At 32.5% G+C, this 17,875-nt stretch carries 14 protein-coding genes; 8 read left to right on the forward strand and 6 right to left on the reverse strand.

Translation table 11 applies throughout. The features are described 5' to 3' along the window. Positions 1–79: 79 nt before the first annotated feature. The 6 genes from kdpB to OIU80_RS13710 all read right to left on the reverse strand — a co-directional run bounded on the left by kdpB (position 80) and on the right by OIU80_RS13710 (position 6,970). Positions 80–2,113 (reverse strand): potassium-transporting ATPase subunit KdpB, encoded by a 2,034-nt coding sequence (kdpB, locus tag OIU80_RS13690; RefSeq protein WP_264287567.1) that lies wholly within the window; start codon positions 2,111–2,113, stop codon positions 80–82. An 11-nt stretch (positions 2,114–2,124) separates the two neighbouring features. Further along, positions 2,125–3,846 carry a potassium-transporting ATPase subunit KdpA gene (gene kdpA / locus OIU80_RS13695; protein ID WP_264287568.1) on the reverse strand — a complete coding sequence of 574 codons (1,722 nt, stop codon included), beginning with the start codon at positions 3,844–3,846 and terminating at the stop codon, positions 2,125–2,127. A 168-nt stretch (positions 3,847–4,014) separates the two neighbouring features. Then, on the reverse strand, positions 4,015–4,092 hold the full coding sequence (gene kdpF, locus OIU80_RS20915) for a K(+)-transporting ATPase subunit F (protein ID WP_016362011.1): 78 nt from the start codon (positions 4,090–4,092) through the stop codon (positions 4,015–4,017). 298 nt (positions 4,093–4,390) lie between these two features. Continuing rightward, entirely contained in the window at positions 4,391–4,672 is a 282-nt protein-coding gene (locus tag OIU80_RS13700) for a DUF7674 family protein (RefSeq protein ID WP_264287569.1), read from the reverse strand. Positions 4,673–4,836: 164 nt separating this feature from the next. Continuing rightward, a complete protein-coding gene (locus tag OIU80_RS13705; RefSeq protein WP_264287576.1) occupies positions 4,837–6,180 on the reverse strand; it encodes a sigma-54-dependent transcriptional regulator in 1,344 nt (447 codons plus the stop codon). A gap of 556 nt (positions 6,181–6,736) precedes the next feature. Then, positions 6,737–6,970 carry a hypothetical protein gene (locus OIU80_RS13710; protein WP_264287570.1) on the reverse strand — a complete coding sequence of 78 codons (234 nt, stop codon included), beginning with the start codon at positions 6,968–6,970 and terminating at the stop codon, positions 6,737–6,739. Positions 6,971–7,692: 722 nt separating this feature from the next. On the opposite strand from OIU80_RS13710, the gene panB reads away from it, so the two are divergent. The 8 genes from panB (at position 7,693) to OIU80_RS13750 (ending at position 17,679) form a co-directional block, all read left to right on the forward strand. Next, on the forward strand, positions 7,693–8,511 hold the full coding sequence (gene panB / locus OIU80_RS13715) for a 3-methyl-2-oxobutanoate hydroxymethyltransferase (protein WP_035626562.1): 819 nt from the start codon (positions 7,693–7,695) through the stop codon (positions 8,509–8,511). A 151-nt stretch (positions 8,512–8,662) separates the two neighbouring features. Then, positions 8,663–8,989: a four helix bundle protein gene (locus OIU80_RS13720; protein ID WP_264287577.1), complete on the forward strand. Its 327-nt coding sequence runs from the start codon at positions 8,663–8,665 to the stop codon at positions 8,987–8,989. 59 nt (positions 8,990–9,048) lie between these two features. After that, a complete protein-coding gene (locus tag OIU80_RS13725) occupies positions 9,049–9,738 on the forward strand; it encodes an RluA family pseudouridine synthase (RefSeq protein WP_264287571.1) in 690 nt (229 codons plus the stop codon). A 74-nt stretch (positions 9,739–9,812) separates the two neighbouring features. Then, positions 9,813–11,141, forward strand: a complete 1,329-nt coding sequence (locus OIU80_RS13730; RefSeq protein WP_264287572.1) for an aldehyde dehydrogenase — start codon at positions 9,813–9,815, stop codon at positions 11,139–11,141. A gap of 193 nt (positions 11,142–11,334) precedes the next feature. Then, positions 11,335–12,132: a DUF2189 domain-containing protein gene (locus tag OIU80_RS13735; RefSeq protein WP_264287573.1), complete on the forward strand. Its 798-nt coding sequence runs from the start codon at positions 11,335–11,337 to the stop codon at positions 12,130–12,132. Positions 12,133–12,198: 66 nt separating this feature from the next. Continuing rightward, positions 12,199–16,257 carry a PAS domain S-box protein gene (locus OIU80_RS13740; RefSeq protein WP_264287574.1) on the forward strand — a complete coding sequence of 1,353 codons (4,059 nt, stop codon included), beginning with the start codon at positions 12,199–12,201 and terminating at the stop codon, positions 16,255–16,257. 96 nt (positions 16,258–16,353) lie between these two features. Further along, a complete protein-coding gene (ypfJ, locus tag OIU80_RS13745) occupies positions 16,354–17,208 on the forward strand; it encodes a KPN_02809 family neutral zinc metallopeptidase (RefSeq protein WP_264287575.1) in 855 nt (284 codons plus the stop codon). Between the two features lie 288 nt (positions 17,209–17,496). Then, positions 17,497–17,679 (forward strand): transposase, encoded by a 183-nt coding sequence (locus OIU80_RS13750; RefSeq protein WP_404827375.1) that lies wholly within the window; start codon positions 17,497–17,499, stop codon positions 17,677–17,679. Positions 17,680–17,875 lie beyond the last annotated feature (196 nt).

Genomic DNA, 17,875 nt, shown 5'->3' on the forward strand with positions numbered 1-17,875 from the left:
AGAAGCTATTTTTTTTTAAAATTTTATAACATATTAAGGTTTTTGTCTCAGTACCTTAGAAACTTAGCACCTTAATAACTTACATAAAAAGAGCTACAACTAAATCAATTAATTTAATACCGATAAAAGGAATTATTAATCCACCTAAACCATAAATCAACAAGTTTCTTTTTAGGATTGCACTTGCACCGATTGGTTTATAGTCAACACCTCTCAACGCTAGCGGAATCAATATCGGGATGATAATCGCATTAAAAATTACAGCCGATAAAATCGCACTCTCAGGACTATGCAAATGCATAATATTTAAACCTTGCAAAGCAGGAATCGCAGTAATAAAAAGCGCTGGAACAATAGCAAAATACTTCGCTACGTCATTTGCAATAGAAAACGTTGTAAGCGTACCTCTGGTCATCAACAACTGTTTTCCAATCTCAATAATCTCGATTAACTTAGTTGGGTCATTATCTAAATCGACCATGTTCCCGGCTTCCTTAGCAGCTTGAGTTCCGCTATTCATTGCAACACCTACATCAGCTTGCGCAAGAGCCGGTGCATCATTCGTACCATCACCCATCATTGCGACAAGTTTACCCATTTGTTGCTCGTTTTTAATGTAGTTCATTTTATCCTCAGGTTTCGCCTCGGCAATAAAATCATCCACACCAGCAGCTTCAGCAATAAACTTAGCCGTAAGAGGATTATCTCCAGTAACCATTACCGTTTTAACACCCATTTTTCTCAAACGGTCAAAACGTTCTTTCATTCCTGTTTTAATGATATCCTGTAATTCGATAACACCTTGTACTTGGTTGTTTTTAACCACCACCAATGGTGTTCCTCCTTTAGACGAAATATCAATTACTTTTTGAGCAGTATCCTCTGGAAAAACATTCCCAGCCTGAAGCGAGATATTTTTTGCAGCATCCTGAGCCCCTTTTCTAATATTAGTGCCGTCTTTTAAGACAACACCACTAGTTCTGGTTTCAGCAGTAAATTTGATTAAAGTTGCCCCCTCAATAGATAAACTTTGAGATACCGTTGTACCAGCTAATTCTACAATACTTTTCCCTTCAGGAGTATCATCAGCAAGTGAACTTAATACAGCAGATTCTATAAAATCTTTTTCAGAAACGCCTTGAGCAGGATAAAAATTAGTTGCTTTTCTGTTACCAATAGTAATAGTTCCCGTTTTATCCAGAAGCAATACATCAATATCTCCAGCAGTTTCTACCGCTTTTCCAGATTTAGTAATTACGTTAGCACGCAACGCTCTATCCATACCTGCAATCCCGATTGCAGAAAGTAAACCTCCAATTGTTGTTGGAATCAAACATACAAACAGCGCAATAAAAGCGGCAATTGTTATTGGTGCATTGGCATAGTCTGCAAATGGTTTTAGCGTAATACAAACAATTACAAAGATTAGTGTAAAGGCTGCCAACAAAATAGTCAAAGCAATCTCGTTTGGAGTTTTCTGACGGCTTGCCCCTTCAACCAAAGCAATCATTTTATCAAGAAAACTTTCGCCCGGTTCAGAAGTTACAATAACCTTAATTTTGTCTGACAATACTTTTGTTCCTCCAGTTACTGATGATTTATCTCCACCAGCTTCACGAATTACAGGAGCACTTTCTCCAGTAATCGCACTTTCGTCAATAGTTGCCAAACCTTCGATGATTTCACCATCGGTTGCAATTAAGTCTCCAGCTTCACAAACAAAAACATCACCTTTTTTTAATTCTGAAGAACTAATGTTTTTAATTTCACCATTAGCCAGGATTTGTCTTGCAGGTGTTTCTTCTCTTGTTTTTCTTAAACTATCTGCTTGAGCTTTCCCTCTGGCTTCGGCAATTGCTTCGGCGAAGTTGGCAAACAAAAGAGTTACTAGTAAAATTAAAAACACAATTAAGTTATAAGCAAAACTACCTTGATCCTGTGCTCCCATTAATATGGAAATACAAACAGCAAACATAATGGCAGTCCCTATTTCTACGGTAAACATTACCGGATTTTTAATCATCAATTTTGGATTAAGCTTCACAAAAGATTGCACTAAGGCATCTTTTACCTGCTTACTTTCAAACAATGAATTGGATTTATTGTTAGTCATTTTCTTTTATATTATTTTAATGTAAAATATTCTGCCAATGGACCTAAAGCCAACGCTGGGAAGAATGATAAGGCTGCGATAATTGCGATTACAGCAAAAACCATAACTCCAAAAATAGAAGTGTCAGTTTTTAAAGTTCCCGCACTTTCTGGGATATATTTTTTATTAGCAAGTAATCCTGCAATAGCCAATGGTCCGATTATAGGAATAAAGCGACTCAATAACAATACAATACCAGTAGTAATATTCCAGAAAGGGTTGTTATCTCCTAAACCTTCAAAACCTGAACCGTTATTGGCTGCACTCGAAGTATATTCATATAACATTTCCGAAAATCCATGATTCCCCGGATTATTCAACCACCCCGTTGCATTCCCGCTAAACCAAAATCCCATTGCAGTATCATTTGCAGCAAAATAAGATGCCAAAGCTGTTCCTGATAATATTAGTAAAGGGTGAAGAATAGCAATAAAAGCAGCTATTTTAACTTCCCGAGCTTCGATTTTCTTTCCTAAAAATTCAGGAGTTCGACCAACCATTAAACCCGAAATAAATACAGCCAGAATAATAAAAACATAAAAGTTAAGAATACCAACACCGCAACCACCATAAAATGCATTGACCATCATGGCAAGCAATTCCATAGCACCAGATACTGGCATCGAGCTATCGTGCATACTATTAACAGAACCAGTAGAAATTACAGTTGTTGCAATGCTCCAAAAACCTGAAATAGCTGGCCCCAAACGAACCTCCTTACCTTCCATTGCTCCTGTTGCCTGAGTAATTCCCATTCTTTCGATAGCAGGGTTTCCATTAATCTCGCTCATAACTGTTGGGATAACCAGCAATAAGAATCCAACCGTCATTACTCCAAAAATTACGTATGAAAACTTTCTTTTCTTAAGATAAAAACCTAAGGCAAAAATCATTGCAAACGGAACTATTAGTTGAGCCCATAATTCGACAGCATTAGTAAGATAGGTAGGGTTCTCTAACGGGTGAGCCGAGTTAGCTCCAAAAAAACCTCCACCATTTGTACCTATATGTTTTATAGCAATAAATGCAGCAGCAGGTCCACGAGAAACTTCTACATTATCACCTTGTAAAGTAGTAATCGCATCTTTACCTTCAAAAGTCATCGGAGAACCACTGAATACAAGAATAGTAGCTACAATAGCCGAAAGTGGTAATAAAATACGAGTACAACTTTTTATAAAATAATTATAAAAATTACCTAGTTTATCTGTAGTTCGTTCTTTCATAGCTGTAAAAACCATTGCAGCAGCAGCAAGTCCAACACCAGCCGAAACAAATTGCAAGAACATCAAGAACATTTGAGATAAATAAGATACACCGCTTTCGCCTGAATAATGCTGTAAATTACAGTTTACCATAAATGAAATAGCAGTATTAAATGCCAAATCTGGGCTCATCGATGGATTGTTGTCGGGGTTTAAAAATAGCGACCCTTGAAACAATAAGATAAAGAAGCAAAGAAAGAACCAAACCATATTTATACTTAAAAGAGCTTTTAAGTGTTGTTTCCAGTTCATTTCTTCGGTGGAATTGATTCCACTGATTTTAAAAATAAGTTTTTCAATTGGATTGAAAATCGGGTCGAGTAATGTTTTATCACCCAAATAAACTTTAGCAATATATTTTCCCAAAGGAATGGCTAAAACTATCGTAATGATAAAAATACTGATGACGCCAAATAATTCTGTGTTCATAATTTAATTTTTTTTAGAGACAAATGTTTTCTTGTGAAATGTTTTCCTGAGAAACGCTGATTACAAAATGTGAGAAGTAAAAACAAACTGATGTATAACATCTAACCTTCTTACATTTCACACCCTACTCATCACATTTCGCATTATCCCATATCACTTTATACATTATTAAAATTTTTCGGGTTTGATTAATACATAAACCAAATAGCCGAAAACGGCAAGGGCAATAATAAATAGTGCAGTCATGATTTAAATTTTTTCAAAAAATTCGACAGATTTAAAACAAATCGCAAAGAGCAAAACGGCCAGTGCGAGTAAAAGAATAGTTAGTAACATAGGTTTTGATTTATTTAGATTATTGGATTATTTATTTTTAGACTTAGAGATTAGGAGAGGCAAGATTAGAAGATGCAAGACTATCAGAGACAAGACTAGGAGATAATAGATTTAGTCTTTTTGTCTTGCGTCTATTATCTTTCATCTATCAGTCTATTATCTTGCTTCTATTCTCTTGTTTCTATTCTCTTGCTTCTATTAGTCTTTCTCACACCCCCGACGCATTAATTTGCTTTATATATTCAGCCTTCAGTGATTTTGGAAATAAGTCTGAAATCGTACAGTGCCGCAATTCCATGAAAGAAGAAACTGAGAAAACGTACACATTCGAGATAGCGCTTTTAGTTTCATAACTTCCAGTAGTATATAATCGCTCGGCAAGAGCCAGGCATTTTTTTGCTCTGACAATATTCCCAGTAATGATTGCAGTCTTAGTGATTTCGGCAAAACGCTCTGCTTGCTTGTAAATCGTGGTGACTTGATTTTTCATAAGAATGATTTTTTTAGTTCTTTCTCCCTTATGCCAAAATACATTCCAAAAAAAAGAAATAATCACAAACCATTGTAAACTAAAACCTTATCGAATTTACTTAAAAATTAGGCACAAAAAAAGCCTATCATAATGATAGGCTTTTCTCAAAATAGTATGTTTTATTATTGAATGTTGTATTCGTCTAGTTTTCGATAAAGAGTTGCAATACCTATTTCGAGTAATCGCGCCGTTTCGGCTTTATTGCCTTTTGTATAATTAAATACTTTCTGGATATGCAATTTCTCTACACTTTGCATAGAAAACGCCGAGACACTTTTATTCGTTTTAACTACCTGATGTTGCATTTCATAAGGCAAAACATCTTCTGTTAAAACATCATCATTTACCAAAATTACCGAGCGTTCGATAACGTTCTTTAATTCACGAACATTTCCAGGCCATTGGTAAGTTTCCAGTTTTTGCATAAAACCTTCATCAATAGACAAAGCCTTCTTATTTATTTTTTCAGAAAATTGCTTTACATAATAATACGCCAATGGTGCAACATCTTTAACCCTTTCTCGTAAAGGCGGTATCTTGATTTCAAAAATATTCAACCTAAAATATAAATCCGAACGAAAACGGTGTTCTTCACTCTCAATCTTTAAATCTCGATTCGTAGCAGCAATTAATCTAAAATTAGATTTTCTTGGTTTTGTATCACCAAGCTGAATGTATTCATTGGTTTCCAGAACGCGCAATAACTTAGCTTGCAGTTCTAACGGCATTTCGCCTATCTCATCAAGAAATAAAGTACCGCCGTTTGCTTCCTCAATAAATCCTTTTTTATCTTTGATCGCTCCCGTAAAAGCACCTTGTTTGTGTCCAAACAATTCGCTTTCAAGAATTTCTTTACTAAAAGTACTGCAATTTAATGCCACAAACGACTTACCAACTCTATTGCTGTTTTCGTGAATTGCCTGAGCAAAAACCTCTTTACCAGTTCCAGTTTCACCCATTAAAAGTACGGTAGAATCAGTTTTAGAAACTTTTTGCGCCAAATTAATAACCTGCTCCAAGCCTTTCGATTTTCCTATAATATTATCAAAAGAATATTTATCAGAGATACGTTTTTCAAGCTGCTTTACTTTCTTTTGCAATTGCACTTTCTCAAGAGCTTTGTACAAAAGCGGAATAATTTTATCATTATCATCGCCTTTTACAATATAATCAAAAGCACCATTTTTCATGGCTTGAACACCATCCGAAATTTTACCAAAAGCCGTTAACAAAATAACCTCAGTAAACGGAAAAGCAGCTTTTATATTCTGAAGAAAATCAACACCATTCCCATCAGGAAGCTTGACATCGCAAAGCACAACATCAATATCATTGTGTTCTAACTTTTTGAAACCTGATTTTAAATCCGGAGCTTCAAAAACTTCGAAACCTTCCGAGCGAATAATTCTAGCGAGAAGATGGCGTAATTTTTCTTCATCGTCAATAATAAGGATGTTTTTCAAAATAGGGGTTTGTGAATTTATTTTTTCAAAATTAGTTATTTTACCTATTTGTTAATTAAATACTTCCAAATACTTTTTTAGTCTACCATAATACATTCTTTTTTCAGGAGCTAATCCTGCTGTACACTATATCTTTTATGGCAAAAAAAGCCATAAAAGGATGCCGTTCCCATCAGGGCTAAAACAAAATAGGTAGCTTAGTTTTGAATTGCCTCCTGCTTTAGCTCAATGTCATTAAGTTAAGAGATTTTAGTAAGCAGCCTTAATCTTGTAAAGATGTAAAAAAACGCAAAGCTTAAACACAATCTTGTCATTTCGACGAAGGAGAAATCTTCGTGAGTAACTCTACAAAGCTAGGACTCTCGTTGCGGAGTTTCTTGTGGAGATTTCTCCTTCGTCGAAATGACAAACAGTGTGGATAATTGATGTTTATAAAAAAATTGCACCTTTGTGATAAATTTATTCCACAAAGCAAATCAACATTATAATAAAAAACCTCGACTCTTTAGAATCAAGGTTTAAGCTTTATTGTTAATCTTAAAATTGTAATGAAAGAAATTTATTCATTCTCCAAATAGGGATTTAGAATTTCGGCTAATTGATTCAGCCAATAAAAACTTTTTTCTAAACTGGTTACGTCATGTTTAAGGGTTTTGTGTTCCCTCATGACTCCTAAAGCCAGTAAATAATTTACTTGCCTTATCTCCTTAGCCATAGCTTTGGGGTCTATCGTTTTGTTAAAGAAATCTCTAAGCCTAGCTTCGGCTTCTTTCGAAAGGTTGTTTGTACTCATAACTCTGTAATTTTAGGAAATATAAAACCCGTATAGCTAAGGTGTCCTACACTTTACAGAAAGTGTTACGGTTGTTTCCAATACCGCCACCATACCACACGGGCAAAAGTTTTTTAGATGTCATGATTCTGTAATTTTAGGAACCGCAAATATAGCTAAAAAATCTGGCTACTCGAATACACACAACGATAGCGCGGAAATTCTTTTCGCGCCCATCCCAAAAAAAGACGCAAGAGAATAAAACGAGTATAAAAAATCATTGTTTGTGGGCACGGAAAAAATTTCCGCGCTATCGGTTTTTTTGTTTTGAATTGCCTCCTGCTTTAGCTGGAGGTACAAAAAGTAAAAATCAATGGCTTTAGCCAAACCTTATATTCTTTTGGCTAAAGCCCTAAATAATTATCAATTCTTAAACCTCCAACTAAAGCAGGAGGCAATTCATAATTTAGCGCATAAACTCTGCACAATTCAATTAATAAATTGAAATACAATTTTAACGAACTCTCATAAGGTTAGAATACACCAACACAATCATAACTAGTTCCATTAATCTGAAATCAAAAATCGTTAGTCTAAAATCTTAAATCAATTTGTTTGTGAGCACCGAAAGAATTTCCGCGCTATCGGGGTTTAAAAAAATTCATTTTATTACTTTTACAGATTCAAAATATAAATCAATCCCCTCCCGACGTTTCGGGATCGGAACTAAATCATAGATTACAATGTCTGTAGCAAAAAAAGATTACAAAAGAATTACTACTAAGTCACTAATTGAGATGAAAGCCAATGGGCAAAAAATATCAATGCTTACGGCTTACGATTATACAATGGCGAAAATTGTTGATACAGCTGGAATCGATGTAATCCTTGTGGGAGATTCGGCTTCAAATGTAATGGCTGGTCATGAAACTACATTACCAATTACACTAGACCAAATGATTTATCATGCATCATCTGTAGTGAGAGCTATCGAAAGAGCTTTGGTCGTTGTTGATTTACCTTTTGGAAGTTACCAATCGGATCCTAAAGAAGCATTGCGTTCTGCTATCCGAATTATGAAAGAAAGTGGTGGTCATGCAGTAAAACTAGAAGGTGGAAAAGAAATTAAAGAATCAATTAAAAAAATATTAAACGCAGGAATTCCAGTTATGGGACATTTGGGTTTAACACCACAATCAATATATAAATTCGGGACTTATACCGTTCGAGCAAAAGAAGAAGACGAAGCTGAGAAACTAATTGAAGATGCAAAAATGCTTGAAAAAATTGGTTGTTTTGCTTTAGTTCTAGAAAAAATACCAGCACATTTAGCTGAGAAAGTTGCAAAAAGTATCTCTATCCCAGTAATCGGAATTGGTGCTGGAGGTCAAGTTGACGGTCAGGTTTTGGTAATTCACGATATGTTAGGAATGAACAATGAGTTTAGCCCGCGTTTCTTAAGACGCTACATGAATTTATACGAAGGAATGACTACAGCAATTAGCCAATATGTTGATGATGTAAAATCAGGAGATTTCCCTAATTCTGGTGAGCAATACTAAATTTAGACTTACTTAGACTTCTTAGATTATTGGGTTATTTTAATTTTGTAGTATAAATCTCCTTTTATATACTGATTTTACAAACCTCAATAATCTGAGAACTATAAGACTTTTAAAAATCTAAAAAATGCATTAATTTAAAGAACTAGGAATATGGAAAAAGAGCAGATTACTTTGTTCTAAAATTTATAATGTCACTACTACATTTCCTAGCGAAGAAAAATTCGGAATCACAAATCAACTCAGAAGAGCATCGGTTTCAATTCCATCTAATATTGCAGAAGGTTCATCAAGAAATTCTAATAAAGATTTTGCGCGCTTTATAGAAATTGCAATTGGGTCTGCTTATGAAGTAGAAACACAACTTCTAATCTCGTCTTATTTAGGATTTATTACAGAAGAAACCACAATTGAATTAACCAATTTATTGGAAGAAATTATTAAAATGACATCACGGTTTAGAGCTACTTTATTATAATATTTTATTCTAAAAAATCTAAGAAGTCTAAGCCAGTCTAAAAATCTAAGAAGTCTAAAATGAAAATAATATCAGATAAGAATAATCTCCAAGTTCTACACGAAGACAATCATATTATCGTTGTAAACAAGCGCGTAGGCGATATTGTACAAGGTGATAAAACAGGTGATAAACCACTATCGGATGTTGTAAAAGAATACATAAAAGATAAATACAATAAACCCGGAGACGTATTTTTAGGTGTGATTCATCGTTTAGACCGTCCTACAACTGGAATTGTAGTTTTTGCAAGAACAAGTAAAGCATTAACGCGTATGAACGAATTGTTTAGTAATCGCGAAACACAAAAAACCTATTGGGCAGTTGTAAAAAACAAACCCGTCGAAACAAGTGCCAAATTGGTTCATTTCCTTAAAAGAAACGAAAAAAATAACACTTCAAAAGCACATCTAAAAGAAGTTCCTGATAGTAAATTAGCAAGCTTAGATTATACCGTTTTTAAAGAACTTCAGAATTACGTAGCACTCGAAATCAATTTACATACAGGAAGACATCACCAGATTAGAGCACAACTTTCGGCAATTGGATCACCTATAAAAGGAGATTTAAAATACGGTTTTGACCGAAGTAATCCCGATGGAGGAATTCATCTTCATGCCCGAAAATTAACCTTCATACATCCAGTAACAAAAGAATCGCTTACCATTATTGCTCCTACTCCAGATGAAGTGATATGGAATGCCTTATGATTTTTAGATAAAAATCACTTTTATTTAAAATTTTAAAATTAACTTGCATAGAATAAAACTAAGCTGATTTTAAAATGGACTATAGAAATGACATCGGTTACAGAAAAGAGACGCTTAAAAAACTATTGTTCAACATACAAAAAAGCGAAGATTTAATCGTAAAAGCTTTGTATGATGATTTCAAGAAGCCTGCTTTTGAAGCCGTTCTAACCGAAACCAATTATGTTATTTCGGAATTAAAAGATACCATTAAGAACATTTATAGTTGGGCAAAGCCACAACGTATTATCCCATCGATACTCAACTTCCCTTCTACCGATTATATTTACAAAGAGCCTTATGGAAAAGTATTGATTTTGGCTCCTTGGAATTATCCTTTTCAATTGGCGCTATGCCCATTAATATCGGCTGTAGCAGCAGGAAATAAAGTCATTTTAAAACCATCCGAACTTACTCCGAAGACTGCTGAGATTATAACCGAAATAATCCAGAAAACATTTCACATTAATCATGTTGAAGTAGTACAAGGAGGTGCCGATATCGCGCAAAAACTTTTGGAAAAACGCTGGGACTACATATTCTTTACCGGAAGTGTAGCTGTCGGGAAAATTGTTGCAAAAGCCGCAGCCGAGAACCTCACTCCAGTTACACTAGAACTTGGCGGGAAAAATCCATGTATTATTGACGAAACAGCTAATTTGAAATTAGCAGCAAAAAGAATAGTGTGGGGTAAATTCATCAATGCAGGACAAACCTGTATTGCCCCTGATTATATCTTGATTCATAAAAATATGAAAGTTCATTTTATAGGCTATTTAAAAGATGAAATCAACAAAGCTTACGGTCAAAATCCACAAGAGTCACCTGATTTTGCAAGAATAATAAACACCAAAAACTGGGTGCGATTAGATAGCATGATTGAGCCAAATAAAGTGATTTTTGGAGGACAAACGGATGCTAAAAATCTTTATGTCGCTCCAACTCTTATCGATGAACCAAATATAGAAAGTAATATCATGCAAGAAGAAATTTTCGGACCATTATTACCTATACTTACTTACAAAACTGAAGCAGATATAAAGAACATTATCGACCAATACGAAAAACCTCTTGCTCTATATGTATTTAGTGAAAATCAACATTTTGCTAAAAAAATAATCACACGTTATTCATTTGGCGGTGGATGTATCAATGATACCGTTGTTCATTTTTCAAATAAAAGACTTCCATTTGGAGGTGTAGGCCATAGTGGCTTAGGAGCCTATCATGGTAAATTAAGTTTTGATACTTTTTCTCACCATAAAGGCATTGTTAAAAAGGCCAACTGGTTAGATTTACCAATGCGATACGCGCCATATAAAGACAAATTGGCTGCCATTAAAAAATTATTAGACTGGATATAAATTCAACTAATTTTAAATACTCATTAGGCAGATTAATTTCTCATAACTAAGCAGCCAAATGTGCTAAATCATTTTGTCAAAAAAATGTTTTTAGCTTGGTCGATTTAAAAAATACATTATATTTACTACTGATATTTTATAATTAAATAATCTAAAAAAATTAAATATAATTTAATAACTACTTTAAAAAACTATGAATCCTACGCAACAACGAATTGAAGAAATAAAAAAAAATGGTTATCAATTAGATTTTTCAAATGTATTTAATCATGCTTTCGAAAATTATAAAAAAATAGCTCTTTACGCTGGATTGATTATACTTGTTTTTTACTTTATACTTGGTGTTTTTGGTTCTGGACTTGTAATTTCTATTTTTGGAATCGAAAGTTTAACAAAAGAATCTTTAGAAAACTTACAACACGTTAAATTGTCGGGACAGCCACTTGCAATTTATATGGCAAGTATGCTTTTATTGGCTGTAATTTTCGCCCCCTTTACTGCTGGTTTTTTAAAAATGGCTGATTGTGCAGATAAAGATGAAGAATTTAATGTATCTACGATTTTTTATTATTACAGATTACCGTACCTAACAAACATTATTATAGCCACATTACTTATATCAATTATAAACGTTCCTATATCTGCAATCTTGCAAACTCTGAACTTATCATTTTTAGGAACAGTAATTTCATTGCTAATTTCTCTTTTTACATATCTAACAATACCACTAATTATCTTTGGTAATTTTAATGCTGTAGATGCAATTAAAACAAGTTTTATGGTTGTATCAAAACAACCGTTAATGCTTATTGGATTATTAATTGTTTCAGGATTAGGTGCAATGGTAGGATTCATCGGATGTTGTATTGGAGTAATTTTCACTATTCCTTTTATCTATTCTATGACATATGCAATCTATACTTCAATTATTGGTTTAGACACATTCGAAAAAATTAAAGAATCTAATTCAGGACCAAAAACATTTTTATAAAAAATACAATTAAAACGATAATTCCCCAAGAATCTATTTAATCAAACCAAAATCCCCCCAAAATCTATGGTTTTGTACTGTAGTTTTATATCAATAATATTCTCATGGCCAAACCCAACAGGCTTGGCCAATAAATTATTGATATTTAGCGACGTATGCATTCAGTGGATGATTTCATATAACAATCCTAAGTTTCCAGCTCTAGGATTAGCTTTATTTAGTCTTATTGCTTTTTTGATTTACCATTTTTTTAATATAAAAAATCAATTAGGCAATTTTATTGAAAAAGAAAAAGAGAATGATACTACCGATAAAGAGTATTTATTGTATTTTTTATTCTTAGGAATCAACATTATATTAATAGAAATAATTAATGAGCTATTTAAAATTAGACCAAAAAGCTTACTTATTATAAATGCCTCGATTGGTCTGTTCTTTTTATTATTCTACTTTATAACTATTAGAGTCAACTACTTACGTAAAAACGTACAATTTATCTTTATTACATTATTTCTGCTCTTTTTCATTTACATAGCACGTAATGTAATTCTTTTACCCAACGACATTACTCCTATAATTAGTTTTATTGTTGCCTTTTACTTTTCATATTCCATTTTAAAACCTATAAAATTATATTGGGTTTTTACAGCTTTCGTTTTTTTATTTTTAATTGATACTACAATTTCACAATTAATATCGTTAAAAACATCCGTAGTTTTAATTAACTTCTCTCTTATTGTATTTGTTGCCAATTATGTAAGATATGCAGTTTTATTAAACATGAATGATAAATTCCGTTTTTCTAATGAAATAGTACATAAAGGAAATTCACTTACTATAGCTAGTAATTGCAAAGGAGAAATTTTATTTTGTAGCGAAACCATAATTGATATCCTTGGTTATTCACCCGAAGAAGTCATGGGAATGGGTTTTTGGAATCTTACCGAAGATCCGGAATTTATTGTCAAAGAATATCATTTAAATTATGCTGACAACAAACTCTACATTCGCAAATTAAAATGTAAAAATGGAGAATACAAGTACATTCAATGGAAGGATAAAAAATTCTCTGAGAACTTAATAATTGGTATTGGACAAGATATTACAGAACAAATTAACACCAAAGATTTATATAAAAATCTAATCCAAACAGCCACCGATTTAATTTTTGAAGCCGACGATGATGGCAATTTTACTTTTATCAATGAATTTGCAATTTCAACATTAGGATATTCTCAATCAGAAATAATATCTCATAATTACCTAGAATTCATCCGATTAGACTACATCACAAATACGATGAGTTTTTATGAAAATCTGGAAGAAAATCTAAAGAAAAAAGAAAATGATTTTCCTGCTATAGAAATTCCTTTATTGACAAAAAATCAAGAAGAATTATGGGTCTCTCTTAAAGTTATTATTCGCAAGAATGATTTAGGAGAAATAACAGGTTATGCTGGTATTGCAAGAGATATTACCAAACTGAAAAACATTGAAATTGAAAATAAAATAAGGCAAGAAAAAACAGAAGATTACAATACGGTATCCAAAAAATTATCAACTACAAACTTTAGTAACTATAATGACATAGACAGTGTTGTTGAACTAATTATCAAAGAAGCAGCAATTGCTTCGAAAACCAACCGGGTTAGTTATTGGGAATATACTGAAGATGCTATTACCTGTACAAATTTATTTAGTACAGATAATCATAAACTTAATAAAAAAACAGTTTTAAAAAAAGAACATTATCCTGTCTATTTTAATTCTATAAAAAATAAAACTATAATTAATGCTCCCGATGTCTTTAATCAATTAGAAATATCCGAGTTTACAAAAGACGCTTTCTTAAAAAATGACATTAAGTCAATGCTAGATATTCCCATTTTTACAAATGGACAACTAACAGGTATCCTATGTTTTGAATCAACTCAAAACAAACGAATTTGGGACAATGAAGACATTAGTTTTGGCCGAACAATTTCGGATATTATTTCCTTAGCTGTCTCATCTCAAATGAGATTGATTGCAGAAAAAAAATTAGAATTCAAGAGTCAGTTATTACATGCATTAGCACTATGTACTGAAAAGTTTTTATTGAGCAAAAGTACCTCCAAAATGTTTGAAGAAACTTTTGACATAATAGGAAAAGCTACAAAAGCTGATCATATGTTTTATTATGAAAAGGATACTGATACAAATCTTGTAAGCCAAAAATATAAATGGGCAAGAAAGGGATTTGTAAAACAAATAACAAAATTACAAGGTTTTAGCACTGAAAATTTACATGAGATATTTGCTCAGGCACAAAATAAAAAAATATTAAATACACTCACCACTAAACTTAAAAATTCCTTTTTTAAAGAACTATTAATAGCCAATGAAATCAAATCTATTTTAATTCTTCCTTTATATATTAATGATGAATTTACAGGATTTATAGGATTCGATGATTGTACGAATGAGAAAAAATGGACTGAAGATGAGATTTATATTTTACAGTCTCTTGCAAATAACATTTCTTCAACCTTAGAAAGAAATAGAAACGAAACTAGAATTCATCAAAGTGAAGAAAAATTTAAGCTAATTGCCAATAATATTCCTGGTACTGTTTACCTGTCTAAATTTGATGAACTAGGTACAAAAGTATTCCTGAGCGACGAAATAGAAAATTTAACCGGATATCCAAAATCTGAGTTTCTAGAGAATAAACTGCCATTTATGTCATTAATGCATCCAGATGACAAAGAAAACATCATTAAAAATCAGATTAGTGATTTAAAAAATGGAATACCAATACATTGCGTTTATAGAATAAAAAGAAAAACTGGCGAATATATTTGGGTAGAAGAATTTGGTGATGTAATCAAGAAAGGAAATACAATTGATTTTGTTGGTGGAATTTATTTTGATATTACAAGCAAAAAAGAAACCGAAGACGCTATAAAAGCAAAACAATTGGCAGAAGCTGCAAATAAATCAAAATCTGATTTCTTAGCAAATATGTCACATGAAATACGAACTCCTCTAAATGGTATTATTGGTTTTACCAATTTACTAATGAAAACAAATCTTCAGGAGATTCAACAAAAATATATGATTACTGTTAATCAGTCAGCACAATCGTTACTTAATATTATAAATGACATTCTTGATTTCTCTAAAATAGAAGCTGGAAAATTAGAGCTAAATATTGATCAATATAACATTAGAGAAATACTTAATCAAGTTGTCGATTTAATATTATACGAATCCAACCTTAAAAACCTTACATTAGAACTAAACATCAATGAAGACATACCAAGTTGCTTTTGGATTGACATTGTTCGAATAAAACAAATTCTAATAAATTTGCTTGCAAATGCAGTTAAATTCACCGAAAAAGGGACAATAAAACTTAATGTAACTGTACTAGACAAAATAAACGATACGTACACAATACGTTTTTCGGTTTCTGATACTGGTATTGGAATACTCGAAGAAAATAAAAAACGTATTTTCCAGGCATTTTCACAAGAAGACAGCTCTACTACACGAAAATTTGGAGGTACTGGACTAGGGTTAACTATTTCAAATAAACTTCTTAGTTTGATGGATAGCCATTTAAAATTAGAAAGTAAAGTAAACGTAGGAAGCACTTTTTATTTTGATCTAGATATACAAAGCTGCAATATATACGATCCTGTTTTTTTTGAAAGTGCTATCGAAGACAACAATAATACTATTTATGTTTTAACTGAAGAGCAACTTGCCAAAGAAATAAAATTTCTTATCGTAGAAGACAATAACGTCAATAGATTACTACTAAGAGCCACTATAAAAAATCTTTTTATAAATGCTATTATATACGACGCTGAGAACGGAGAAGAAGCCGTTGAATTATACAAAACAATAGATCCAGATATCATATTTATGGACATACAAATGCCTGTTATGAACGGATATGAAGCAACTAAAGCAATACGGGAATTAAAATCAGGAAAAAAAATCCCTATAATAGCTGTAACTGCCGGAGCAGAAAAAGATGAAAAACAAAATTGTATCAATGCGGGAATGACTGGTTATATAGCAAAACCAATCATTAAGGGAAGCATAGAAAAAGCTATAATAAAATCTATTATCTAAATAGTAAAGAAATAGAAGATTGAAACCATTATTTCGAAAAATATATATAAATTCGTGTGTATAAAATTTGAGTAAAAACGTTAAAACCATATAATTATGAAATGGCAAGGCAGAAGACAAAGTGATAATGTTGAAGATAGAAGAGGAATGTCATCTGGAGGCAAAACTCTTGTAGGAGGTGGAATCATTGGTATTATAATTTTATTAGTGAATGTTTTTGGTGGAGAAAATGCCCAATTTATAACTCCAGTCTTAGAACAAATGCAAGGCTCTCAGTCAAACCAAACCGAAGCAGCTGCACCATTAAGTAAAGAAGATGAAGAAATGGGCAACTTTGTTCGAGTGAATTTAGCTGATAATGAAGACATATGGGGTAAAATATTTGCTGAAAATGGAATGACATATAAAAATCCAAAATTGGTGCTTTTTAGAGGTTCAGTAGAAACAGCTTGCGGTGGAGCCACATCAGCATCAGGACCTTTTTATTGCCCTGGAGACCAAAAAGTATATATGGATTTAGCCTTCTTTGAGGAATTAAAAACTAGATTTGGTGCTAAGGGTGGTGATTTTGCAATTTCGTACGTTATAGCACATGAAATAGGACACCACATACAAACATTATTAGGTACATCGTCCAAAATGCGTAAAGCACAAGAAGGTAAAAGCGAAGCACAAGCCAATAAATTATCTGTAGCATTAGAACTCCAAGCCGACTTTTATGCAGGAGTTTGGGCACATTACAATGATAAAAATTTAGATACTGGTGATATTGACGAAGCTTTAAGTGCGGCAAATGCTGTTGGTGATGATGCAATACAAAGTAAAATGCAAGGACGAGTAGTTCCAGATTCTTTTACACACGGTACTTCAGAACAACGAATATATTGGTTCAAAAAAGGGTATAGCACTGGAGATATAAAACAAGGAGATACCTTTTCAGAAATTAGATAACAAAACACCTTTCTTATCTAAAGAGACAATTTAAAGCAGCTATTATACAATGGCTGCTTTATTTTTTAGAACTCGTTACATAATTTATATTTTAGAAGATACTTTCTATCATTTAGTAATTCATTATGCCCGATTTTTTAAAAAGATCTGATTTTTTCACTTTCCTTTCCAAGGCTTAAACTTCTTCCGAAAAATGGACTGAGAGTCAAAATCAAAGAGCGCAGGTCTTATTTAACTTATATCCTGATATAAAAAACAGCCCATAGACTAGTACAGCAACTTCGTGGGATTTATAACAACTACAATAACAAACACATTGTTATAACTAAACTAGCTCATTGGTTTAGAAATGTAGAGGAATCCGGTTTTAAAAACTTTAATATACTACTTAATACCATAACGTTTAATTACCAGTTAATCTTAAACTATTTTGATAATAGAAAGTACAAATACTTCAGCGGAATCTTTTAATGCTAAAGTAAAAGCCTTTAGATGTCAATTTAGAGGAGTACGAAAAGTAGATTTCTTCTTATTCAGATTATCCAATCTTTTTGGATAATTCTCAATTTTTGCGTTTGATCCTTTTTTGCAACTCCATAGATTTTTAACTACAAAGGGGATCAATACATATTGTTGTGGGTAAATATTAAAATCTAGATATTTGTGT

This window comes from Flavobacterium frigoritolerans (genome assembly GCF_025847275.1).
Taxonomy (GTDB): domain Bacteria; phylum Bacteroidota; class Bacteroidia; order Flavobacteriales; family Flavobacteriaceae; genus Flavobacterium; species Flavobacterium frigoritolerans.